Origin of the sequence: Kitasatospora sp. NPDC058048, assembly GCF_042885555.1 — a bacterium.
Taxonomy (GTDB): domain Bacteria; phylum Actinomycetota; class Actinomycetes; order Streptomycetales; family Streptomycetaceae; genus Kitasatospora; species Kitasatospora lactacystinica.
This window is the reverse complement of sequence record NZ_JBHVRT010000001.1, coordinates 497,509-520,691: the sequence shown is the minus strand read 5'-3', so window position 1 is coordinate 520,691 and position 23,183 is coordinate 497,509. Positions and strand designations below refer to the sequence as shown.

General features: G+C 73.1%; 17 protein-coding genes and 2 pseudogenes. 8 read left to right on the top strand and 11 right to left on the bottom strand.

What is annotated here, in order from left to right:
- The first annotated feature begins 34 nt into the window (after positions 1-34).
- A complete protein-coding gene (locus ACFVVA_RS01780) occupies positions 35-634 on the top strand; it encodes a hypothetical protein (RefSeq protein ID WP_387684665.1) in 600 nt (199 codons plus the stop codon).
- A gap of 256 nt (positions 635-890) precedes the next feature.
- Here the strand turns inward: ACFVVA_RS01780 and ACFVVA_RS01775 are convergent, their stop codons facing one another.
- Positions 891-3,815: a polysaccharide lyase family 8 super-sandwich domain-containing protein gene (locus ACFVVA_RS01775; RefSeq protein ID WP_387684663.1), complete on the bottom strand. Its 2,925-nt coding sequence runs from the start codon at positions 3,813-3,815 to the stop codon at positions 891-893.
- Between the two features lie 371 nt (positions 3,816-4,186).
- A complete protein-coding gene (locus ACFVVA_RS01770) occupies positions 4,187-5,149 on the bottom strand; it encodes a hypothetical protein (protein ID WP_387684661.1) in 963 nt (320 codons plus the stop codon).
- 354 nt (positions 5,150-5,503) lie between these two features.
- Here ACFVVA_RS01770 and ACFVVA_RS01765 point away from each other — a divergent pair.
- Both ACFVVA_RS01765 and ACFVVA_RS01760 read left to right on the top strand, forming a co-directional pair.
- A pseudogene (locus tag ACFVVA_RS01765) lies at positions 5,504-8,566 on the top strand (Tn3 family transposase).
- A gap of 152 nt (positions 8,567-8,718) precedes the next feature.
- The gene (locus ACFVVA_RS01760; protein WP_387684659.1) at positions 8,719-10,149 is read left to right on the top strand and encodes a competence protein CoiA; all 1,431 of its coding nucleotides are present in this window, start codon (positions 8,719-8,721) and stop codon (positions 10,147-10,149) included.
- Between the two features lie 112 nt (positions 10,150-10,261).
- Here ACFVVA_RS01760 and ACFVVA_RS01755 read toward each other — a convergent pair whose 3' ends face one another.
- Both ACFVVA_RS01755 and ACFVVA_RS01750 read right to left on the bottom strand, forming a co-directional pair.
- On the bottom strand, positions 10,262-11,104 hold the full coding sequence (locus tag ACFVVA_RS01755; RefSeq protein WP_387684657.1) for a hypothetical protein: 843 nt from the start codon (positions 11,102-11,104) through the stop codon (positions 10,262-10,264).
- Positions 11,105-11,248: 144 nt separating this feature from the next.
- Complete coding sequence (locus ACFVVA_RS01750) at positions 11,249-11,581, bottom strand: PadR family transcriptional regulator (RefSeq protein ID WP_073810844.1); 333 nt, start codon at positions 11,579-11,581, stop codon at positions 11,249-11,251.
- A gap of 280 nt (positions 11,582-11,861) precedes the next feature.
- On the opposite strand from ACFVVA_RS01750, the gene ACFVVA_RS01745 reads away from it, so the two are divergent.
- The 4 genes and pseudogenes from ACFVVA_RS01745 to ACFVVA_RS01730 all read left to right on the top strand — a co-directional run.
- Positions 11,862-12,410 carry a SigE family RNA polymerase sigma factor gene (locus tag ACFVVA_RS01745; RefSeq protein WP_387684655.1) on the top strand — a complete coding sequence of 183 codons (549 nt, stop codon included), beginning with the start codon at positions 11,862-11,864 and terminating at the stop codon, positions 12,408-12,410.
- The gene (locus ACFVVA_RS01740) at positions 12,407-12,985 is read left to right on the top strand and encodes a PASTA domain-containing protein (protein ID WP_387684653.1); all 579 of its coding nucleotides are present in this window, start codon (positions 12,407-12,409) and stop codon (positions 12,983-12,985) included. Before ACFVVA_RS01745 ends, ACFVVA_RS01740 begins: the two co-directional genes overlap by 4 nt.
- 324 nt (positions 12,986-13,309) lie before the next feature.
- Positions 13,310-13,753, top strand: a complete 444-nt coding sequence (locus ACFVVA_RS01735) for a DUF732 domain-containing protein (protein WP_387684652.1) — start codon at positions 13,310-13,312, stop codon at positions 13,751-13,753.
- Between the two features lie 84 nt (positions 13,754-13,837).
- A pseudogene (locus ACFVVA_RS01730) lies at positions 13,838-14,269 on the top strand (DUF4158 domain-containing protein); the annotation flags it as partial.
- Between the two features lie 263 nt (positions 14,270-14,532).
- Here the strand turns inward: ACFVVA_RS01730 and ACFVVA_RS01725 are convergent.
- The 5 genes from ACFVVA_RS01725 to ACFVVA_RS01705 form a co-directional block, all read right to left on the bottom strand.
- Entirely contained in the window at positions 14,533-15,504 is a 972-nt protein-coding gene (locus ACFVVA_RS01725) for a tyrosine-type recombinase/integrase (protein ID WP_387684650.1), read from the bottom strand.
- Positions 15,505-15,845: 341 nt separating this feature from the next.
- Positions 15,846-16,136: a hypothetical protein gene (locus ACFVVA_RS01720; RefSeq protein WP_387684648.1), complete on the bottom strand. Its 291-nt coding sequence runs from the start codon at positions 16,134-16,136 to the stop codon at positions 15,846-15,848.
- 371 nt (positions 16,137-16,507) lie between these two features.
- A complete protein-coding gene (uppS, locus tag ACFVVA_RS01715) occupies positions 16,508-17,284 on the bottom strand; it encodes a polyprenyl diphosphate synthase (protein WP_387684646.1) in 777 nt (258 codons plus the stop codon).
- Positions 17,285-17,373: 89 nt separating this feature from the next.
- Positions 17,374-18,156 carry a hypothetical protein gene (locus ACFVVA_RS01710; protein ID WP_387684644.1) on the bottom strand — a complete coding sequence of 261 codons (783 nt, stop codon included), beginning with the start codon at positions 18,154-18,156 and terminating at the stop codon, positions 17,374-17,376.
- Complete coding sequence (locus ACFVVA_RS01705; protein ID WP_359902429.1) at positions 18,153-18,452, bottom strand: helix-turn-helix transcriptional regulator; 300 nt, start codon at positions 18,450-18,452, stop codon at positions 18,153-18,155. The genes ACFVVA_RS01710 and ACFVVA_RS01705 overlap by 4 nt, the downstream gene beginning before the upstream one ends.
- 86 nt (positions 18,453-18,538) lie before the next feature.
- Here ACFVVA_RS01705 and ACFVVA_RS01700 point away from each other — a divergent pair, with 86 nt between their 5' ends.
- On the top strand, positions 18,539-19,570 hold the full coding sequence (locus ACFVVA_RS01700; protein WP_387684642.1) for a hypothetical protein: 1,032 nt from the start codon (positions 18,539-18,541) through the stop codon (positions 19,568-19,570).
- 178 nt (positions 19,571-19,748) lie between these two features.
- On the opposite strand, the gene ACFVVA_RS01695 is transcribed toward ACFVVA_RS01700, so the two are convergent.
- Complete coding sequence (locus ACFVVA_RS01695) at positions 19,749-20,918, bottom strand: copper resistance D family protein (protein ID WP_387684640.1); 1,170 nt, start codon at positions 20,916-20,918, stop codon at positions 19,749-19,751.
- A 291-nt stretch (positions 20,919-21,209) separates the two neighbouring features.
- Complete coding sequence (locus ACFVVA_RS01690) at positions 21,210-22,379, bottom strand: cytochrome P450 (RefSeq protein WP_387684638.1); 1,170 nt, start codon at positions 22,377-22,379, stop codon at positions 21,210-21,212.
- Positions 22,380-23,183 lie beyond the last annotated feature (804 nt).

The window sequence follows — 23,183 nt, the reverse complement described above, 5'->3', positions numbered from 1 at the left end:
GTCCGCGTGAGGGGGCTGGAACGGCCGGCAGTGGATGTTCGTCATCGAGGGCCTTCCCTGCGTCCTCCTGGCCTTCGTCGTCCTCAAGTACCTCCCGGACGGCCCGGCCGAGGCCCCGTGGCCGACCGCCAAGGAGGCGGCGCTGGTCGGCGAGGCGGCGACTCGCGAGCAGGAGGACGGTGCCAAGGCCGCCGGGACCAGCTGCGGTTCCCTGCTGACGGTGCTGCGCGACAAGCAGATGCTCATCGCGATCTTCGCCAGCTGGACGTATCAGGTGGCGCTCTACTCCGTCGGCTACTTCCTGCCCGGCATCACCGGTGGCTTCGTCGGCCCCTACGTCATGGGCTGGGCCGAGGAGAGCACCGGCAACCACCTGGCCGGCCGTGGATCTCCGTCGTGCTGCTGGCCCTCGGCGCGCGGCGGCCGCCACCCGCCTGCGGTTCTCGCCCAAGGACGAGCGGGGCAACGAGGGCTGACCCCTTTCCCGGGCCGGTCGACCGGCCCGGGAACCGACCCCGCAGCCGGTCGCGCCGGGGGCACGGACGGCAGGTGGCGCTGGCGCCGGCTCCGCCGACCGGCACCCCCGGCGACGGCCGGGCCGAGGCCCGGACCAGCCCGGAGGTCCCGGCGGTGAAACCGGCGAACGATCAGACCGCCACCGGCCACCCTGCACTGCGCCCGCTCCGCACGTGCGGGCCGGCCTGCCGCCAGGCCCTCTCTCGCGGATCGCCCTCGGACCCATGTCCGGGGCATCGGCCGATCCCGGCCCCGACGAGACCGATCCGCCAGGAACCGGCTGGATCCGGTGATCCGGCAGCGAACTCCTCAGTGTCTCCCCTGATCGGGGCGGCCACCGACGTCATGACACCCCGTGGTGCGGCGGTGGCCGGTCAGGAGCTGATCACCTCCAGGACGGGATGGAAGGCGGTGTGGCTGCGGGCGTCGAGGTTGACGGCGAGGCCGACGGTGGCGAGGGGCTGGAAGAGGGCCAGGGCGAGGGAGGGGTTGCCCGGGGTGACGGCGGAGGTGACGTCGAGGGGGATCCAGTCGGGAGTGGTGGAGATCCGGCCGGTGCCGAGGGGTTGGGCCAGGGCGGGGGCGTTGGCCCAGGTGACGGCGAGTTCGGTCCAGGGGGTGGGGGCGGTGGTGAAGGCCTGGAGGGTGGCGAGGGTGCCGCCGGAGTCGGCGACCGCGCCGTGGACCCAGAGGACGGCGCGGCGGACGGTGCCGGGGACGGCGGTGGTGTCGAAGGTGAAGAGGGCGCGGCGGCTGAAGCCGCTGTCGGTGGTATCGGTGTTCTTGACCGTCAGGGTGGTGGCGGTGCCGTAGTTGGTGGTGGCGTAGGAGCCGTCGCGGACGAAGCTGTCCTGAGTGGGGTCGAGCAGGGTCGCGGTGGCGGTCGCCGGGGCGCCGGAGGCGGTGGTGAGGGTGATGGTGCGGCCGGCGCCCTGGGTGCCGCCGAGCTCCACCAGGAGGGTGACCGTGCCCTCGGTGGAGAGCACGCTGACGCCTTCGGCGGCCGCGGTGGGGCGGCCCGTGCCGGCGAGGGTGACCGTGACGGTGGCGGCCCGGCGGGACGGGTCGGCGACGGTGACGGTGCGGGTGCTGCCGGTGTCGCGGACCAGCACCGAGCAGGGGGCGGAGGCGGTGAGCGGCCCGGCCGTGCCGGCGGCGAAGAAGTTGGCGGCCGTCACACCCGAGGCGGAGTCGGATATCGCCTGAACCGTACGGGAGTTGGCGAGGGTGGTGACTGTGGGGGCGGCCGCCCGGGCCGCGGTGGCCGCGGCGGTCGCGCCGGGCAGCAGTTGGTACTCGTACCCGGCGTCGGTGGGGTTGGTGCCGTGGTCGAACCAGAGGGTGAGGTAGCGGCGGGTGAGCTGCTCGGCGGAGCCGTTGGTGTTGATGTCGTGCCAGCTGCCGGTGCGGGCCTCGCGCTTCGCCTGGAGGGTGGTGCCGGCGGGCAGGACGTAGCCGCCGAAGCCCGCGACGGCGACGGCGCGGGCGCCGTCGAAGCGCTGGGACCAGCCGAGGGTGGTGGGCTGGGCGGCGCCGTCCACGGTGAGGGCGTGGGTGCCTGCGGGGCCGAGGTTGCGGTTGTCGACGACGGTCTCCACCGGGGTGCCGTCGGTGCAGCCGATGCCCGCGCCGAGACAGACCACCGAATCGTCCAGCAGGAACCAGGACTTGCGTCCGGTCAGGGTGGAGGAGAGGCCACGCAGGTCCTGGCCGACGGCGGCGTAGGTGCCGTCGGTGGCGCCGCCGGCCCAGGTGGAGTCCGGGCGGGGTGCGCCCCAGGCGCCGCCGGCGGCGTCGGCGAGCGGCTTGGCGGAGACGGTGGTGCCGGGGAGGCGGTACGGGTCCACGGTGGGCCAGAAGGCGTCCGAGTACTGGCCGTTGCCGGAGGTGGCACCCCACCAGGAGAGCATGCCGTTGTTGGTGTGCCAGCCGCGCAGGTGCTCGCCGTTGCCGGTCTCGTAGAAGGTGGTGCGGGCGGAGCAGAGGCTGAGCGAGGCGGCCCAGCCGGAGCGGCGGACCACGGCGCGGTCCATCGCGAACACCCGGGCGCCGAGCGGCTCGGGGGAGGCGGCGGTGGCGGAGTTCAGGAGCGCCTGGGCGCGGGCGAGCTCGGGGACGTCGAGGTAGGCGTTGGAGAGGTAGGGGAGGTAGTAGTCACGGGTGAGCCAGCCCTTCACGGCGGAGCGCCAGGCGGCGGCCTGGCCGGCCGGGGCGGCGCCGGAGTCGGCGAGGCGGAGGATGTGGCCGATCAGGGTGTGGCCCCGGGTGTGGTCGTCCTGCTGGAGCTGGAACTGGTCGCCGCTCTGGCGGCCCCGGCTGACGGCCCGCCCGCTGACGGAGTCCATTACCAGGCCGTTGTAGAGGAAGGGCGCGTAGGCGTCGGTGACGGCGTCGAAGACGTTCTGCCGGGACGGGTCGGAGATCTGCCAGGCGGAACCGGCCAGCAGGGCGAAGAGCCTGCTCAGGCCGCCGAGCAGCACCTCGCCGTAGGAGCCGGTGTACGGCACCCAGGTGTGCTGCACGAAGGAGCCGTCGGCGTACAGGCCGTCGCCGGTCAGTACGTACGGGAAGACCGGGGAGAGCGCGGTGGTGGCGGTGGTGAGCTTGGCGGAGGCGCGACCCAGCACGCCGCGCAGGGCCAGGACGCGGCAGAGGTCCACCCGGTTGCCGCCCGTGCTGGTGCCGGTGTAGCTCGACACCTGGGAGTCGGGGACCTGGCGGTCCACGGCGGCGAGCAGGGCGGAGAGCCGGGTGGGCGTCAGGAGGTCGTGGGCCAGGACGCAGATGTCGAGGAGGGCCTGCGGGGTGCCGATCTGCCAGTCCCACCAGTTGCCGTAGGCGGTGGTCGTGGGGGTGTAGGCGCCGGTGGTGGTGTTGAGGTGGTTCAGGCCGGTGGTGATCGCGGTGGCGAGGGTCTGGTCACCGGTCAGACCGGTGCCGGGCTGCGCCCAGGCCATGGCCATGGTGCGCAGGCGGGTGTGGGAGGCGGTGACGTTGGCCGAGTTGGTGCCCAGGGGGAGGTCCGGCCAGAGGGAGGTGGAGGCCGGGGCCATGGCCTGGAGCTGGGTGCGGGCCCGGTCGCCCAGGGCGGCGAGGGTGGTGGCGTACGGGGCGGTGGCCGGGTCGAAGCCGGTGCCGGTGAGCAGGTCGCGCCAGCGGAGGCGGAGGGTGTCGTAGGCGTCGGCCGCGGCCGTGGCGGGGGTGGGGAGGGCGCCGAGTGCGAGGGCGGTGGTACTGATGGCGGCGAGTTGCAGCAGGCGGCGGCGGGAGAGCAGGGCGGGGTTCGGTGCGGTGGGCACGAGGGGAGGTCCTCCCTGGAGGTGGGGGCCGGGCGGGACGACGGTAAGCGCTTTCCCGAAGGGTCGTCAATGGGTGGGGAGGAGACCGGGAGGGAGCGTGGCAGGAGACCGGTGATCGCTTACCGGACAGGGGAGGCCGGCTGCCCGCGCCCGCATGCCGGACAGGGTCCGGCGCCCCTCGGCGGCGGGGCGCCCCCGTGCGAGGCGCTCCCGTGGTGGCGCGGAGGACCACCCGGACCGGCGCGTCGAAGCCTCCTCCGCCGTCGCCGGAGCCCGGGCCGGGTGCAGCGGGGCAGCGGTGCAGCAGGAGTCGAGGGGCGCGGGCGCGCGGGCCGGCTGGGGCAGGGGCACACCTCCCGAACGGGGTCGGACTACCGTCCGTTCGCGGCCGTCGCCCGCCCGCGCAAGGAGACCCCGAAGCGTGTACGGAGCCGGTGCACCTCCCACCAGGCCACCGCCGTCACCGTCGCGGGTCCGCCGACCACGGCGCACAGCTGGACGGGCGGCGGGCCGGGCGGCAGACCGCCGAACAGCAGCCCGATCCCGGCGAGCTCCCAGACCACGATGCCGGTGAGGATGGGCGGGAACGTCGCGTGCACCCGGTCCATGGTGAATGCCGTACGGGCCACCGTCGGCGAGGCGAAGGCCACGAACATCAGCACCCAGATCGGCGCCGTCATGACCAGCAGGTCGAACAGCGGCCCGAGGAACAGGCCCTGGACCGACCCCCGCGCCTGCGAGGCCAGCCACAGCAGAGCCGGAACCGCCGTGCACGCGCCCACGTACTTCAGGGCCATCAGCACCGCAGGCCGCACCTGCGCCCGCATGGCCGGTCGGGCGGCCGGCCCGGCGAGCCGGAACAGGACCCCGACCACCACCGGCGTGGTCACCAGCACCAGCACCGGCGTGACCGCCAGTCGGACCTCGAACTGCTCGTCGAGCCGGCCCCAGTCGTCCGCCGACCCGTACACCACAAGGACCCAGAACGCCGCCGCGAGCGCCAGCCACCCCCGGATCCGCTGCACCCGCAGCACCGCTTCGTCGGTGATCCCCGGCGGCCCCGGCACCGCGAACACCCGCCGCGCCTGCCGCCGCGCCGTCCTGGCCATCGGGTAGAGCCCCAGGAGCACCAGCAACGGCCACAGGCAGAACATCAGCGGCACCAGGACCCAGCCCCCGACCGTCCGCCGCACGGGCGCCAGCACCTCCCGCAGGGTCGGCCACTCCTCGCCCCGGAACCGCTGCCACAGCGGGACACCACCCGGCTGCTGCGGTTGGTGGGACCCGTCCCAGTAGGGGGACCGCCGCAGGTGCTCCTGATTTCCGTACCTCACGCCGAGTTCCTCACGCGCGCTGTGCCCGTCCGCCGACACATGATCAATCCGTCAGCGCCGCACCCTACTGCTGCCCGCCGGGGCCTCACCCACCCGGCCCCGGTTCCACCGAGACGATCCAGGTCAGTTCGCAGCCGGTTGCAGACGCCCTGCCAGTTGCCGTACCTCTCCGGCAGGTGCACCCGCTGTGCCCCTGTCCGAAACTTCCGGGCGATGGCGTCGATCAGGGGGTTGAGGAACATCGGAACGAAAACCGGCGCTAAGCCCTCCGTGCTCTCCAGAGCCCGTTGACCTGCGGTTCCGTGGTGGTTGAACCTTCGGCAGTCGTGTTGATCAACTGCCTGGAGGTCCGGGGTGCCGGTCGAGTTTCTGACGGATGAGCAGGCCGCGGGGTACGCGGCGTTCCGAGGGGCGCCGGCCCGCGCGGAGCTGGAGCGGTTCTTCTTCCTGGACGACGCGGACCGGGAGCTGGTGGAGTCGAAGCGGCGCTCGCACAACCGGCTTGGCTTCGCCGCTCAGCTGACGACGGTGCGCTACCTCGGGGTGTTCCTGGACGACCCGACCGACGTGCCGGTGGAGGTCGCGGACTACCTGGCCGAGCAGCTGGACATCGAGGACGCCTCGGTGCTGGAGGCGTACGGCGAGCGGGAGAACACCCGGCTCGACCACGTGCGTGAGCTGCGGCGGCTGTTGGAGTACCGGGAGTTCGCCGAGGTCGAGCCGGAGCTGCGGGCGTGGGTGGACGCGCGGGCCTGGACGACCGGGGAGGGGCCGAAGGCGCTGTTCGACGCCGCGGTGGGGTGGCTGCGCGAGCGGAGGGTGCTGCTGCCGGGGGTGACGACGCTGGCCCGGCTGGTGGCGTCGGTGCGGGAGACGGCGAACCAGCGGCTGTGGGAGACGCTGCACGGCCTGCTGACGCCCGGCCAGCGGGCGGTGCTGGACGAGTTGCTGGCGGTGCCGGCCGGGGCGCGGGTCTCGGAGCTGGACCGGCTGCGGCGCGGGCCGGTGCGGGTGTCGGGCCCACAGATGAAGGCCGCGCTGGAGCGCGCCCAGGAGATCGCCGCGCTGGGCATGGGCAAGGTCGACGTGTCCGGGGTGCCGCCGCGCCGGCTGGCGGAGCTGTCCCGGTACGGCGTGGACGGGAAGGCGTCGCTGTTGCGTCGGCACGGCGACGCCCGGCGCCTGGCGACGCTGCTGGCCACCGCGGTGCACCTGACGACCAGGGCGGTGGACGACGCGCTGGACCTGCTGGACGTGCTGGTCGCCACCAGGCTGCTGGCGCGGGCGGAGCGGGAGACCGCGAAGGAGAAGTTGAAGACCCTGCCGAAGGTGGAGCGGGCCGGCGCGAAGCTCGCCGCCGCGCTGCAGGTGGTGCTGGAGGAGACCGCCGAGCGGGTCGACACCTCCACCGGGGAGATCACCGCGCCGAGGGTGGAGACGCTGGCGGCGATGTGGGAGGCGATCGAGGCGGTGGTGCCCCGCAAGGAGCTCGCCGCGGCGGTGGCCGCGATGGTCGAGCTGGCGCCGCCGCTGGACTCCGACGCCGACGAGGCGTGGCGGCGGATGCTGGTGTCCCGGTTCTCCACCGTGCGGCCGTTCCTGAAGCTGCTGCTGGACGTCGTCGACTTCGACGCGACCGCCGAGGGCGAGCCGGTGCTGCGGGCGCTGAAGTCGCTGCCGGACCTGCTCGGCCGCAAGAAGGTCGGCGAGGCGAGAAGGTCGGCGAGGCGGAGATCGACACCGCCCTGCTGGCCGGGTCGTGGAAGCGCCTGGTGCTGGCCGTGCCGCACCTGGAGCCGGGCGAGGTGGACTGGAAGGCGTACGCCTTCTGCGTGCTGGAGCAGGTGCACCGGCTGCTGCGGCGCAAGGAGGTCTTCGCGGTGAACTCCTCGAAGTGGGGCGACCCGCGGGCGAAGCTGCTGGCCGGCCAGGCGTGGGAGCAGGGCCCGGCCCACCGTGCTGGCCTCGCTCGGCCTGCCGGCGGACGCCGCCGAGCACCTGGCCGCGCGGGCCGCGCTGCTGGACGGCACCTACCGGGAGGTCGCCGCCCGGCTCCCGGCGAACGCCCAGATCAGCGCCGACGGGGACGGCCGGCTGCACTTCGCGGCGCTGGAGCCCGAGCTGGAGCCCGCCTCGCTGCGGGCGGCGGTGAACGCGATGCTGCCCAGGGTGGACCTGCCGGAGGTGCTGCTGGAGGTGTTCTCCTGGACCGGCGCGGACCGGGCGTTCACCTCGGTCACCGGTGGCGAGGCCCGGTTGAGGGACCTGCCGGTGACGATCGCCGCGCTGCTGGTCGCGCACGGCTGCAACGTCGGCCTCACCCCGGTGGCCGGCGGCGCGGACGCCCTCAAGTACGGGCGGCTGTCCCACGTCGACCAGACGTATCTGCGGATGGAGACCTACCGGCAGGCCAACTCGGCGCTCATCGACGCCCAGGCGTCGATCCCGCTCGCCCGGGCCTGGGGCGGCGGTCTGGTCGCCTCGGTCGACGGCATGCGCTTCGTCGTCCCGGTGCCCTCGGTGTACGCCAGGCCGAACCCGAAGTACTTCGGGCGCCGGGGCGGGGCGACGTGGCTGAACCTGCTCAACGACCAGGCCGCCGGGCTCGGCGGGAAGGTAGTGGCCGGCACCCCGCGCGACTCCCTGTACGTGCTGGACGTCCTCTACGACCGCGACGGCGGGCGTCGCCCGGAGATGATCGTCACCGACACCGCCTCGTATTCCGACATCGTCTTCGGCCTGCTCACCCTGGCAGGGTTCGCCTACGCGCCGCAGCTGGCGGACCTGCCCGACCAGAAGCTGTGGCGCATCGACCGCGCCGCCGACTACGGCGCCTTCAACGACGCCGCCCGCGGCCGGATCGACCTGGAGAGGGTCGAGCGGAACTGGGAGGACGTGCTGCGGATCATCGGCTCGATCCACACCGGCGCGGTGCGCGCCTACGACGTGATCCGCATGCTGTCGCGCGACGGCCGCCCGACCGTGCTCGGCGACGCCATCGCGCACTACGGCCGGATCGCCAAGACCCTGCACATCCTGCGCCTGGCCGACGAGCCGTCCTACCGCCGCCAGATCAAGGCCCAGGCCAACCTCCAGGAGGGCCGCCACGCCCTCGCCCGGAAGATCTTCCACGGCCGCGCCGGGCAGCTCTACCAGCACTACCAGGAGGGCATGGAGGACCAGCTCGGCGCGCTCGGCCTGGTCCTCAACGCCCTGGTGCTCTTCAACACCCGCTACATGGACGCCGCCATCACCCAGCTCCGCGCGGAGGGCTTCGACGTCCGCGACGAGGACGTCGCCCGGCTCTCGCCGTTCGTCCGTCACCACGTCAACATGCTCGGCCGGTACAGCTTCCTGCTGCCCGAGTTGCCCGGCGGGCTGCGGCCCCTGCGCGACCCGGACGCCGGCGGCGAGTGACCCGGCAACGGCGTTCACCTACATGAGTGGCAGCACCGTGAACCCGCACTCCTGCGATGGGCAACTCACCTACAGTTCCGCCGAGTTGGCAAGCGGTGCGTGGGCCTGGAGCCAAGCGTACCGGTCGACGTCGGCTGACGGGTGGGGCGCCGGTGCAGTTCACCGCCGTGCACGGCGAGTGGGGCAGGGTGGACATCACCCTGCCCGACCTCGGGGTCGGCAGATCGTGGGAGGCGATCCACCGGGTGCCCGGGATCGAGCTGACGTGCCCCGAGTGCGGTGGGCAGGTCTTCGCGCGGGTCTCCAAGCTCGGCAACCGGCACCTCTACCACCGGGTCAAGCCGCCGTCGTGCTCGCTGGCGAACGAGTCGTCGGAGCACCACCTGCTGAAGCTGGAGCTGGTGACCCTTGCCCGCGCCGTCGGCTTCCGCGCCGAACTCGAAGTCGGCGACCCGGCCGGGCTGTGGCGGGCGGACGTGATGGTCTTCGACCAGAGCGGCGGGTGGCTGATGGCGCTGGAGGTCCAGCTGTCCCCGATCACGGTCGAGGACATCAAGTACCGCACGAGCCGGTACGCGCGCGACGGGGTGCGGGTGTGCTGGTTCGGCCTGCAGCCCCGGCCGTGGGCGGGGAGCGTGCCGACGCTCCTGGTCAACCTGCCCGAGGGGCGGGAGGCGGTGTGGAAGGTGACCGCGGGCCTGGCCCGCTTCGAATGGAACCCCGCGCACCCGGACGTCTTCGCGCAGTGGTGGCCGGTCGACGCGACACTGGCGGACGCCGTGGCGTGGGTGCTGCGGGGCCAGGTCGTCCCGCACAGCGCGACACACCACGGCAAACGGGTCAGTAGAACGCTACGTGGCGAGTGGGCGGCAGGCTGGACAGGCACCTCGAACCACTCCTGGCAGGCGTGGTGGACCGCCCCCGCCTACGCGGCCCTCGCCCACCAGCACGCCCAGCACGTGGAGGAGAAGGAACAGCGCGAGCGGGAAGCCGCGGAACGGCGTGCCGAGCAGGAGCGGCTGGAGGCGGAACGGCGCGTCGAGCAGGAACGGGAGCGGGCGAAGAAGCAGGCGGCGAAGGAACGGGCCTACAAGGCGTTCTGGGCCCGGACCGGCATGAACCGCGCGTACTGGCGGCTCTTCGCCGACGTCCTGACCGGCTACACCGGCAAGGAACTGGCGTTCGGGGTTCCCGACCCCGCCTACGGCAACGGCCGGCCTGCCTACCCCTGCACGGCCGACGGCCGCGCGGTGTGGACGGAGCCGATCGCCGTCGCCTGCCCGGACCCGGGGAAGCTGCGGGCCTGGGCGGAGGAACGACTGCTTCCCGCGCCCGCGGGGATGGCCCCCCGTTCCCGGCAGCGGGTGCCGGACGTGGTCCGGCACCCGCTGCGCAGCCTGGTGGCGGTCTTCCGCCGCCCGTTGTTCGTCTTCGACGCCTGCCGGGTCGTCACCACGGCCCACCCCTGGGGCGGCGGCGAAGGCCCGGTGCCTGGGCGGCCGGCCGACGCGGGCTACCGGCACGAGGTGTACCGGGACGACCGGAGCGCCCGCCCTGACCTACGGGTCTGGGAGCTCCGGTAGTCCCGGAGCCCGTGGTGGCGGCACGGCCCCGAAGCGTCCGGCCGCCGCGCGGGGGAGTGCCTGCTCGCCGGTCCGCTTCCGTGCGGTCCGACCGGCAGCCGACTGCTCACCTTCAGGGAGCAGGGAGGGTGCGTGGGTCAGCTGCGGGAAAGCCCCCTCCTCGGAAGGCGGCGGTACAGGAGGATCGCGCCTCGGGCCGCCAGGTAGCCGAAGGCGGACAGGACGAGGAGCTGGGGCAGCAGGGCGGTGGCGGCGGACGCCTGGCCGCCGAAGAGCAGGGGGTGAGCAGCGGTGGGGCCGCGAGGACGGTGGCGGCCATCACCGCGTCCCTGGGCCCGTGGGTGCTGCGGGCCAGCGCGGCTCCGGTGGCGAGCGGGGCCCAGAGGCCGAGCCCGGAGGTCGTGAGGACCTCGATCCATTCCTCCCCGCCGCCGGCGGCACCGAGGGCCGAGGCCGTGACGACGACGGCGAGCCACAGCCCGGTGCCGGGGCGGCGCTCCCGGTCGGGCGGGGCGAGCAGGAGGATCAGGGTGTTGAGCGTGATCAGCCCCAACCCGCGCGGGCCGAGGCCGAGTTCGGCTGCTGCGGCTCGGTCCGGGCCGAGCAGCCCGGTGTAGGACAGCAGGCAGAACAGTGCCGCCGAAGCGGCGGCCAGCAGGGCCAGGACCCGTGCGGCGGACCAGCGGTCGGCCACCACCGCGCAGGCCGTGAGCGCGGCCGGGACGAGGAACGAGACCGCCGCCAGGAGCGGGCCTCCGTCGGGGAAGCCGCTGGTGGAGGAGCCGTGGGTCTCGGGGCTGACGGCGGTTCGCACGTCGCGCACGACCGAGGCTGCCGCGTAGGTTCCGGCGAGCAGGGCGGCGATCGGCGCCGCGGTGGCGAACGCCCGGCCCGTCGGGCGGTGGGAGACCAGGCCGAGCCGGACCCGGACTCCGTGCCCGGCGACGTCGGCCACCTCGCGCAGCCCTCCGGCCGGACCGGAGAGCGATCCGGCGGGCGGCGAAGTCGGTCACCTCCGCGAGCGCGCCGGTGCCGTACGAGGACGGGTAGAGCGCGAGGGCCCGCCGGAGAAGCCAGGCGTTCAGGGGGTGCTTCGAGGTCATGCCGAGCCTCCTGCGGAACGGGTCCGGGGTGCCGCCAGGCGGCGGTCCGCCTCGCGCAGGGCGGAGCGCAGGCGGTCGGCCTCGGTCCTGAGCGACTGTTCTCCGTCCGGGGTGAGGGTGAACACGCGTCGGGGGCGTCCGTCCACCGTCTCCTCGCGCTCGACGCGGATCAGCCCCTCAGCCAGCAGGCGGTCAAGGGTGCCGTAGAGGCTGCCTGCGCCCAGTCGCACCCGACCGTCGGAGATCGCGGCGACCTCGTCCCCGAGCGCGTAGCCGTGGCGCGGCCGGTCGGCGAGTGCGGTGAGGAGGAGGAAGGTCGGCTCCTGCATGGAGCGTTTGTTCTTCACCCGGCACACCGTAGTACGGTCACCGTAGTATCTGGCAAGAGGCGCCCCCGTTCTTCTCGGCCGACTGAGGGCCGCCCGCCCGGCGGCCCTCCGCTTCGCCGGGCCCCGCCCGCACCCCGGGCGGCAGCGGCGCGAGGTCCTGGGACACCCTTCCGTCCCGGCTGTGATTCACGTCACTGCCGGCGGCTCGGTGCAGCACCCGGCCCCGTTCCGCCGTCATGGGGGCAGTGATCGGGACGGGACGAGGAGAGGAGGTCGGCGGGTGAGGTTTCGCAGGAGCGGTCCGGGCAACGGATTCACGGAGTTCGTCGCACAGCGGTCGGGAGCGTTGTTCCGCACCGCGTATGCGCTGACCGGTGACGTGCACGTGGCCGAGGATCTGGTGCAGGAGGCGCTGGAGCGGGCGTGCCGACAGTGGCGGAAGGTCGCGGTGGCGGACTCGCCGGAGGCGTACGTGCGCAAAGTGCTGGTCAACCTGGCCAACGACCGCTGGCGGCGGCTGTCGCGCCGGGGCGAGCGCCTCGGGCTGTCGGGGGTGCCCGAGACGGCCGACCCCCGGGACCGGTTCGGGCAGGTGGATCTGCGCGCGGAACTGATCGAGGCACTGCTCGGGCTGCCGATGGGCATGCGCAGCGTGGTGGTCCTGTACTACCTGCACGATCTGGACGCCCGGCAGGTCGCCGACGTCCTGGACATCTCTTCGAGTGCGGTGAGGTCCCAGCTCGCCCGCGGCCTGGCCAAGCTGCGCGATTCCGTATCGGGCGCCCAGGCGCCGCACACGCCGTCGGCCGCTTTCGGAGGTACGAAGTGAGGAACACGTCGTCCGGACCGGCCCCGTTCGAGCCGGGCCTCGAAGCCGAGCTGCGTGCCGCGGTGGCCTCCTTCGCCGACGGGCCGACGGTGCCGGTCGTCGACGCGGCCGCGATCGAGCGAGCCGTCAGCCGCAGCCGCACCCGCCGGGCGCTCCTCGGCACCGCTGCGGCGTGCTGCGTGCTGGCGTGCGCCACGGTGGGGTTCTTCGCGCTGAAGCCCGTGCCGCCCGCGCCCGGCGCCTCCCCGTCCCTGTCCCCACCGGCGAACGGGGCGTGCACCCCGCTCGCCACCGGCACCCCCAAGAGCGGAAGCGCTGATGCGACTCCGACACAGGAGCAGGAGCAGACCGCGGGAGCGGGCATCGCGCTGCCGGACCTGGCCGGCATGCCGGTCGAACAGGCCGGAAGCCTGCTGCGCGGACTCGGACTGAGCTGCACGATCATGCGGCACACGGACTGGAACGCTCCCGCCGGGCAGGTGATCAGCAGTCAGCCCCGGGGCGGCGCAGAACCGGTGGCACCGGGCTCGTCCGTCCTCCTGCTGGTCTCGACGGGCAAACCCGGCGGAACCTGAGCGACCGGGCCCTTCGGCCCGCGCACCGGCCGAGTGACCCAGGGGCCGGTGCCGGGCAGTCCGTCGACCGCGGCGCACCGGCTGGACGCCCGCCCCTCCGGGCCGCTGCTGGACTTTTCCGAGGGGCGCGTGCGGGGAGGGGAGTGGGGGGGAGGGCTCCTGCCGGTGGGGCGCAGGGCCGTGGCGTCGGCGGAGCATGCGCGCACAGACGCTCCGCCCGTGCGCGCGCCGACCGCCGACTCCCCGTCCCGCACGCGCCATGGCCTCGTCACGGTCCAGCGACAACGGCACCGCCGCACCCTCGCTGCTGACACCGTGTCAATCATGAGACTCCGACTTCTCACGGTCGGCCTGACCGCCGCCGCACTCCTCACCCTGACCGCCTGCGACGACGACGGCAGCGGCAGCGCCTCCGTCGCGCCCGCACCCGCCACCACCAGCGCGGCCCCGGCCAGCAGCGCCGCCTCCCCGGCATCCAGCGCACCGGCCGCCGCCAGCGCACCGGCCGTCGGCAGCGTCCCGTCGCCCAACGTCGCCCAGACCGCAGGGCTGATCGCCGCCCTGAAGGCCGTCGACCCCGCCCTCGCCGCCGACCAGGCCAAGGCCATCGGCAAGGCCCTCAACGTCTGCCAGGAGATCAAGGCCGGAAAGGACGACACCACCCTCGCCAACAACGCCGCGCAGCGCTTCAGCGGCGGCAGCGTCACCCTCACCCCCGAGCAGGGAGCCGTCATCGTCGCCGCGGTGAAGGCGTCCTTCTGCCCCTGATCGCCCGACACCGACGAGCCCTCGGGGGGTGTCCCTATGAGTGGTGTGCATCGTGACCTGCCACTTCACGATGCACACCACTCAATGGCTCGCCGCGGTCCGCCAGCGCGGGGATGGCCCCTTGTCTGGCAGCAGCACGGCCACTACGGCAGCCTGCTCCCCGCCTGCGCGGAGCTGGAGCGGTTCTTCTTCCTGGACGACGCGGACCGGGAGAGGGTGCAGGCGAAGCGGCGGGCGCACAACCGGCTGGGCTTCGCGGTGCAGCTGACGACGGTGCGCTTCCTGGGGCGGTTCATGCCGGACCCGCGGCAGGTGCCGCATGAGGTGGCGGAGTACTTGGCCGAGCAGCTGGGAATCGAGGACGCCTCGGTGCTGGCGGAGTACGGAGAGCGGGACGGCACGGCCCGCTCGCACGCCGGGGGGATCCAGCAGGACGGCAGCTGGCGGGACTTCGCCGAGGTCCGGGACGAGCTGGTGGTGTGGCTGGACGCGCGGGCCTGGACGACCGGGGAGGGCCTGGTGGTCGAGGAACTCCTGTAGCACCGCATCGACACGGCGACGCACGTCCCGCAGGTCCAGGGGGTCAGGGGGCAACCGCACGACGTTCACGCTCCTCCGGCCAGCCCGTGGCCCGTCACCGGGTAGCCGGTGTCGGCGTGAAGGGCGGTGCACCGCGGGGCCTGGCCGTGAACCAGTTCACCAGCCCCGCCACCAGGACGAACAGCCCTGCCGGGGAGCGCGCTGGAGCGCACACCAGCGCGCACCGCTCCGCGCGCGGGTCAGCGGCGGGCGTCCCCGGGCGCGAGCAGAGCGGTGACGTCCGCGATGGCGGCCGCCGAGGGTTTGAAGTACCGGCGGACGTTCTCGACCTTCTTGTGCCGGGACTTGGCCATCAGCATCAGCTCGGAGGCGCCCTGCTCGCCGAGGTGGGTCAAGCCGGAGTGGCGGTACTCGTGCAGGTCCCAGCCGGTGCCCGGCCCGGCGTGCGCGGTGTGCTGGTCGAGCAGCGCGCGGGCCTGGCCGTAGGAGAGGCGGGCTAGGCCGGTGTCTGGGCAGACGTCCCGGGCTGAGAGCATCTTGCCGGGTCCGGGGCGGCGGTGGGTGACGAACACCGGCCCGCGGGTGCGGCCCTTGAGCAGGCGCGGCAGCAGCCGGGCGGTACCGGCGTCCCAGAACACCGTCTCCAGCACGTAGTCGGCGCGAACCGTGCCGCGCCGGCGCACCTTGGGCTTGGCACCCTTGGACTTCACCGGGGCCCGTCGGCCGGCCAGGTCGAGGTCCTCGATGTTGACGTCCAGGATTTCCTCGGAGCGGGCGCAGGTCTCGTAGAGCATCCGCCACAGGGTCTTCTCCCGGAGGTGGACGTCGCGGCGGGCGATCAGCCGGTCGATCGCCTTCTTCGAGCGCACCGGGGTGTCGGAGTCCGGCGGCGGAAGCCGCTTCGCCCAGGCCGGGACTGCCGGCCCGTCGTAGCCGCGCTCGGCGCACCAGCCGGTCCAGGAGAGGACCGCGCCGCGGCGGGCGTTCCAGGTGTTCACCGCCGAGCTGCCCCAGAGGAGTTCCAGCGCCCCGCCGATCTCGTCGTCCGCGACGGCGGCCAGCGGGCGGCCCTCGCCGAGGTGCTCGGCGGTCTTCCCGAGGGCGATGCCGTAGTTCCGGACGGTGTTCGGGTTGGTGAGCGAGTCGAGGAAGGCGTCGGCCGCCGTCCGGACGGTCAGCGCCTTCCCGGTCGGCAGCAGCAGGACGGGCACCGGATTCCCCTTGCCGCAGATAACAGGGCCGCTTCGCGCAGCGGCCCGGCGACGTCGCCGCAGATCGTGATCGGCGATACCGCAGATAATAGGGCGTTATCTGTGGAACGACTTCACGGACCGGCCGGTGCCGACGGACCGTCAGCCGCCGACCAGCGGCGATCCGGGCTTAGCGCCGGTTTTCGTTCCGATGTTCCTCGACCCCCGATCACCTCTCGGTGGTCCCGCCACCGGCCACCCCGCCCCGGTGTCCGGTCCGGAAGCAACGGCTCGATCCGCGTCCACTGCGCGTCCGTCAACGGCACACCCGGACGGACGAGCAGACGATCCGGCGGGGGCGACTACGCGCAGCCGGTGCCGTCGGCCGTGCGGGCAGCTGTCCACCAGGACATCAGCCGGGCAGCCGTCGCTTCCGGCTCTGACGGCAGAGGGGTGAGACCGAAGTGATCCTCCAGCTCGTGCCGCAGGAACTCGCCGATCTCCGTCCGGTCGGCACCGCCCCGGAGCCGTTGGAGGAGAGGAGCGAGCATGCAGTCGTACTCGTCCTGCACCTCGTCGGCGACGCCGATCGGATCCCACGCGTTGAGCAGCTGCCGCAGGCCGTTCTCGGTGATGTCGGTTCCGGATCGCATCGCTCCATGGTGCCACCGGGGAAGCACCGTCCATCCCTCACCCCCACCTTGATCCCAACGAAACCGCCCAGCGGTGAGCGGTCCTTCGGGCCCGGGGCGGGCTCGACCCACGGGCGGCTTCGTCCCGGGGCCGGGGTGTGGTGGAGCCGGTGCCGTCGTTTCCCCGGACGGAGGGCAGGAGCTGACCACGGGGCCGCCGGCGTCCTCTACAGCCTCCAGTACCTGGGCTGCACCGTCCCGCCCCAGGCCGATGCGGTCCTCCCGGAGCCTTCCGACTTGTACGGGTGGGGTGCTGCGGGCTGAGCCGGCCTGGGTGGGGCCGGCTGTGCTGCGGGTACGTCCGAGCGGGTGACGCCCTGCGAGAACCGGGCTCAGCTGCCGTATCGCCGTTGCCTGGCCGCGAAGCTGCGGACGGCGCGCAGGAAGTCGACCTCGCGGAAGGCGGGCCAGTGGGCCTCGCAGAAGTACAGCTCCGAGTAGGCGCTCTGCCAGAGCAGGAAGTTGGAGAGCCGTTGTTCGCCGCTGGTGCGGATGACGAGGTCGGGGTCGGGCTGGCCGGCGGTGTAGAGGTGCGGGGCGATGTCGCAGACCGTCAGGGTGTCGGCTACTGCGGTCAGTGATGCGCCGGACTCGGCCCGCGCGTACATCAGGTCGCGCACGGCGTCGACGACCTCCTGGCGGCCGCCGTAGCCGACGGCCAGGGTGACGTGGGCACCGGTGGTGCAGGTGCGGGTGGCCTCGACGGCCTCCTTGAGGGCGCGGGCGGTGCAGTCGGGCAGGGCGTCGGTCATTCCGGCGAGGTGGACCTGCCAGCGGGCGTCCGGGCGGGTGAGGCGGTCGGTGACCACCTGCTCGATCAGCCGCATCAGGTAGGCGACTTCGGTGTCGCCGCGGCGCTGGAGGTTCTCGGTCGAGCAGACGAAGACGGTGATGTGCTTGATCCCCAGGGCCTCGCACCAGGAGAGCACCTCCTCGACGTGTTCGGCGCCCGCCTTGTGGCCGAGGCTCGGGTTGGCCATGCCCATCTGTCGGGCCCAGCGGCGGTTGCCGTCCATGATCAGCCCGATGTGCCGGGGCAGTGGGCCCGCCATGACCTCGCGGCGCAGGCGGCGGGTGTAGAGGGAGCGGAGCAGGTCGGGCATGAGCACCGTCCGGGTGGGTCGGGAGCGGCTTGCCGGTCGGGGCGAGCCGCTCGGGCGGGCGCCGAGCGGCTCACACGACGCCGCCGGCAGGTCGCTCAGTGGCGCAGGTCGTGCAGGTCGCTCAGGGTGCCCGCGCACACCGCCGTCAGCAGGAGCAGGCCCACGCCGATGCCGGCGCCGAGCGGGTGGAATCCGTCGGCGGCGATGGAAAGTCCGAGGATGGTCGCGCCGCCGGTGGCGCTGGCACCGGCGAGGGTCCGTACGCCGGCCCGGAGGCGGCCGGTGCCGGGTGGCACGACGGCGTCCGCGCCGATGCCGGTGAAGATGCGGGGGATCTGGATCGCGCCGAGGCCGAGGGAGATCCACCAGGCGGCGAGCACGGCGATGCGCAGGGTGGGCGGCGAGGCGTCCGCGTCCACGCCGCCGTGCACCAGAACGACCACGGTGGTGCCGAGGAGCGTGGGTACGGCGAGACGGCGGAGCGCCCACCCCAGCAACGTGATCGCGGCGCTCGGCGTGGGCCGGGGCCGGGGTGCGACGAGGGCGATGCCGAGCAGCAGCAGGGTGGTGCAGCCGCGCATGACTCCGTTCCGCACGCCGTCGGCGGGCAGGGGGCCGGCTTGTTCGGCGGCCAAATGGCTCAGGAACCAGGCGGCGAGGGCGACCGTGATGCCCATGGTGGCCACCCGCCGGTGGCGCTGTGCCGGGGAGTCGGCGGGCCAGTGGGCGGGGTGCAGCCACATGTCCACGATGCCCGCGACCAGGTTGGGCCACGACTTCCAGCCCGCGCCGCGGGCCTCGTCCTCCACCATCGAGCCCCAGCGCTCGCGGAAGGCGTCCGGGTAGAGCCTGACCAGGCTCCGGGTGACGACGCTCACGCCGGGTTCACCCCCAGGCGCCGCAGTCCCGCGTTCGCGACGCGGGCCATGGCGCGCAGTTCTCGTTCCAGGATCTCGCGGCCGAGGGGCGTCAGCTGGACCGGGCGCTGGCGGCCCTGCCCGTCGAGCGGCTCGATCAGTCGCTTCGTCTCCAGCCTGGCCAGCGCCCCGTACAGGCTGCCGGGGCCCAGCCGCTCCCCGGTCAGCTCCTCGATCGCCGTGTTGATGGCGTATCCGTGCATCGGCCCGTCGGCCAGCGCGCAGAGCACCAGCGTCTGGGCGTCGTTGGCTTGCATGTGTCGTTCCTTCCGATCTGACGGGGCACCATACTACGTGCCGCGAACTACGTGCCACGTACTACGCGATGTGTACTATCGCCGTCATGCGCGATGACGTGACGATCGATCAGCTGGACGTCGGACACCCCGCTCGGCCCGCCGTGGCCGCGGCGCTGTCGACGTCCGCCGCCGGCGCCGCCGCCTTCACCCTGTTCGCCTACCTGACGACGCAGGTTCGCTCGGTGCGGGCGGGCAGCCCCTGGCAGGGCGATCCGTACGACGCGGTGGTGACCTTCACCATGTTCTTCGTCCCCCTGCTCAGTGCGCTCGGTGCGGTCCGGGCGCTGCTGTGCCGCCGCGACCGGCCGCTGCCGCGCTACCGGGTCGAGCAGGTACTTCGGGCCGCGCTGGTCTGCACGCTGCTCGTCGCCGCCACGCTCGCCACCGACTGGGCGGCGGTGGCCGCGCGGGCGGACCGCGCGTCCTGGGACGGTGGCACCTCCTGGCTGATCGCGTCCCTGCTGCCGCTCACCGGGGTGACGGCCGGGAGCCTGCTGCTGCACCTCCGGGCGATCCGACGGCTACCGGAGCCGGTGCGCGGGGCCGAGGGCACGGGCGGGGACTGGCTGGACGACCTCGCGCCCCTCGCGAACCTGCTCGCCGGCCCCCGCTCCCGCGCGGGGCGCGCACTCGCCGCTCTGATCGGGCGCGGTACGGTGCTCGGCTTCGTGCGTCTGCGCTTCGCCCCGCTCGCCGCCGCGGCCGCCCTCACTGCCGGCCTGCTGGTCGCCACGGGACTGGCCTCCGGCGAGGGCTGGCCCGGGGTGCTGCTCTTCACCGTGGAGGCCGCGGTCTTCGCGGGCGGAACCTTCGCCTTCGTGATGATCTGCAACAGCGTCCTGCGGTTCGCCGCGTCCCCTCCCGCATCGGGGACGCGACGGGCCGCCCGGATCGCGACCACCGCTGGCGCGTTGACACTGCCGGTCTCGTTGGCGCTGCGGGACACCGCCTGGCAACTGCTCGGGCTCGGCGACCGGGTCGACTCCATCGGACAGTGGGCGGCCTTCGCACTCGTCTGCGCGCTACTGGCGGGCGCGCTCACCTTCGGTGTGGCTGCGACCGGAACCAGGGAGTGACAGCCGCAGACGTCGGGGTGGTCAGCTGCTGCACAGCGGTTGTCAGGTCTCTTGGAGTCAGGGCCTGCTGGAGTTTGTCGAAGCCCCCGCCGATCCGGCGGGGGCTTCGACATGCGGAGCGGGCCCCGTACGGCCCCATCTCCCCGGCCGCCTGTGCGGCTCGGTGTGGGCGTTCTGTTCAGGCGGTCGTTGCCGCCGGGCGGTGGGAGAGGGCGTCGGAAGCCCTGGCCGTGGCGTAGAGCGAGACGGCCAGCGCGATGACGAGGGCGGTGCCGCCGGCGAAGATGCTGCCGGAGGAGACGGCCTTGGCGCTGCCGGCCTCGGTGCGGGCGGAGCCGGCGATGAAGGGCATCACCAGGAGGACGGCGATGCCGAGAACGACCTCGCCCCAGACGACCTTCGGGAAGTGCCGCAGGGTCAGGTGGAGCAGGGAGGAAGTGTCGTCGGCGCGGCGGGCCTGGACGATGCGGGGCATCAGCCAGAACTGGTTGAAGGCGCCCGCGGCGACGAGGCCGGCGACCAGGAGGATCTTGACGAGCAGGGCGATGCCGTAGCCGGTGGTCCACAGCTGGGAGATCGCACCGACGTGCTTCCAGCTGAGCCAGAGGCCGGAGATGGTGACGGCGCCGACGCAGATCATGGCGACGAGGCTGAACCGGCGCCACTTGTCGGCCCAGAGAAGACCGGCGCCGTCGCCGAGGCGGCCACGGGTGCCGGCGAGCGCGGCCAGGAGGGCGAGGCCACCGAGCCAGACGGCGCCGGAGATGATGTGGGTCTGGTCGAAGGCGAGGTCGAGCCAGCGGTCGAGGTCGGCGGGCTTGGTGGCGGGGACGGCCGCGATCAGGGTGACGGCGAGGGAGAGCGGCAGCGCGGTGAGGGCGATGGCGTCCGTGTGGCGGCGGGCAGCGGGCACGAAGAGGGCGATCAGCGTTGCGGCCGTCACGGCCAGGACCGCGTTCTGGACCAGGTAGACGGTGCCCTGGGCGATCCAGGCGCCCTTCGCGGCCGGGGCGTGGAGGTAGTCCCAGATCCGGTCCAGCGCGAGGGCATCGCCGAACGGTATGCCCTTGCCGGCGCGGGCGAGACGGGCGGCGAGCTGGAAGTAGCCGGCGACCAGCAGCACCACCCCTGCCCAGGCGAGGTAGGTCGCGGATCTACTTCGCAGGACCTCGGCATCCTGGCGGCTGGTTTCCGGCGCACGCAGTGCCGGGCGCACGGTGGTCGCGTACGTGATGGTGGCGCCGAGGGCTCCGCTGAGGCCGATGAAGTAGCCGGCCTTGGTGAGGACCCGCCAGAGCTGGGGCATGGTGTATCCGGCCGTGTCCGCGGCCAACAGGGCGTGATGCATGAGGTTAGGCTAACCTAAATAAGGATCTCCTAAGTCGCCTGGAGGGCCCCGATTGTTCAATCGTCATCAACTTGTGAGCTGCCGATCGGTCCGCACTCCGGGGAGCACCCCGTCGCCATTTCGCCTGGTGCGACGGTTGCAGGCCACCGGAGTCCGATGGCTCTCGGTCCCCCGGGGGCGCCGGGTCAGGCGCTCGCCGGCACGGCCGTGGCGGGAGCGGCGGCCTCCTTGCGGGTGAGCGCGAGGCCGTAGCGGAGGAGGGGGACGGTGGTGGCGGCGAGGGGCCGCGGATCACCAGGTGACCGGCAGCGCCTGCAGGCCGCGGAAGACCAGTTCCGGTACGTAGGCGAGCTCGGACTCGTCAACGGCGAGGCGCAGTCCCGGATACCGTTTCACCACGGAGCCGATCGCCACCCGCATCTCCCGGCGGGCCAGTATCGCGCCGAGGCAGAAGTGCGGCCCGTGCCCGAAGGCGAGGTGTGCTGCCGGTCCTTCGCGCGTGATGTCGAAGCGGCCGGGATCCGGGTACACGCCGGGGTCGCGGTTGGCCGCGACGATGACCGGCAACACCGGTTCGCCCGCCCCCAGTTCGACGCCCTCCAGATCGACGGGCTCGGTCGTGACCCGGACCTCGGCCGAGGTGAAGAGCCTGCTGTAGCGCAGTAGTTCGTCGACCGCCGGTCCGATCAGGTCCGGTGACGACCGCAGCAGCGCGAGTTGGTCCGGGTGGCGCAGCAGGGTCAGGAACGAGTTGCCCAGCTGGTTGACGGTCGTCTCGTGGCCGGCGATCAGCAGGCCTTCGAGGTTGGCCAGCAGCTCGGGTTCGGTGAGGTGGTCGCCCTCGTCGTTGGCGGCGACCATCGCCGAGATCAGCCCGTTGTCCGGCTGCGCCCGCTTCTGACGGACCAGGTCGGCGAGCCAGTCCTGCATCTCGCCCTGTGTGGCCCGCAGTTCGTCCGGAGTGATGTTCGTGACGAACAGCCGCCTGGTCCACCTGCGGATGGCCTCCGCCTCGGAGTAGGGCACGCCGAGCAGCTCGCAGATGACCATCAACGGCAGTGGAGCGCAGAGGCCCGCCACAAGATCCGCGGTTGGATCGAGGGAGTCGAGCAGGGAGTCGGCGATGGACTGCACGCGTGGTTCGAGCTGATCGACCATGCGCGGGCTGAACGCCTGCGACATCAGTTTGCGCAGGCGGGCGTGGCGTTCGCCGTCCAGGCTGGTGACCAGTAGCGGGTCGGCGGCGACGGACAGTTTCAGCGGGCTGCCCGGAAGTGTGGCCGCCTCCCGGCTGAACCGGCTGTCGCTCAGGACCTGGCGCACCGCCTTGTAGGAAAGGGCGAGCCAGACGTCCGCCGTACCCATCGACGCGAGGACGACCGGGGCCTTCGCGAGCAGGGCCTCGGCTTCGGGCTCGTTGTCGAGGTGGTGCGGTGTGGTGAGGGGGAACGTGGCTCGCATCGCTGCCTCCTGACTGGATGTCACCAGGTCCGGGCGCCGGGTGCCGGGCGCGAACGGCCGGGGCCGGTGCGCGGATCGGTGACAGCTGGGTGGTGTGCCGCCGGGGGGGGGCGGTGGCGCTTCGCGATCGTCTCGACGTCGAGGGGGGCGAACGGTTCGGTCGGAGCCGTCGGTGGCGCCGGTGCTCGGTTCGCTCGATCCGGGGGGTGATCGCCGTGCGGAGGTCGTCCCGGGTGGGCGGATGGCGGTCGAGGGCGTTCTTCTGCGCGAGTGCGAAGGGGATTCTAGGGCGTTGTCACCGGCGGCGTCGACGGTGCCCGTGGACCCGGCCCGGTCGTGACGGTTCGGGGTGTGGACGAACTACTGTGACCGAACCGGCAGGTTCACCGGCAGATTCGCCGGCGGGTCCGCCGGTGGACACTGCGACGGGCCGTCGTTGAGAATCGGCGCGTTTCATGGGGCACGGGACGGATTTCGCCACGGCGCCTTGGTCGTGCAGGCATATGACGTTGTGATGTGCCTCGTTTGAGACAGCCTCCGCATCGCCTATGGCGACGGCGTGATGTTGCTGCCATGCTCGTCTGCGCGGCGGGGCGATCATCGCCCCGGCCCCCACGCTCAGCTCACCAGTGCATCTTCCTCGGAGAGCGTCGCCAGCGCTGTCGCTTTCGAGGGACCGCTCCACTGATCCAGGCGCCCGAAGCGCCGTCGAGTCCCGGGTTCGGATACCACCGGGCCGCCGGGCTGCCCGCGCGCTCGATGCTCCGGCTGCTTGCGCGACCGGAGCCGCACCATCGGGACTGC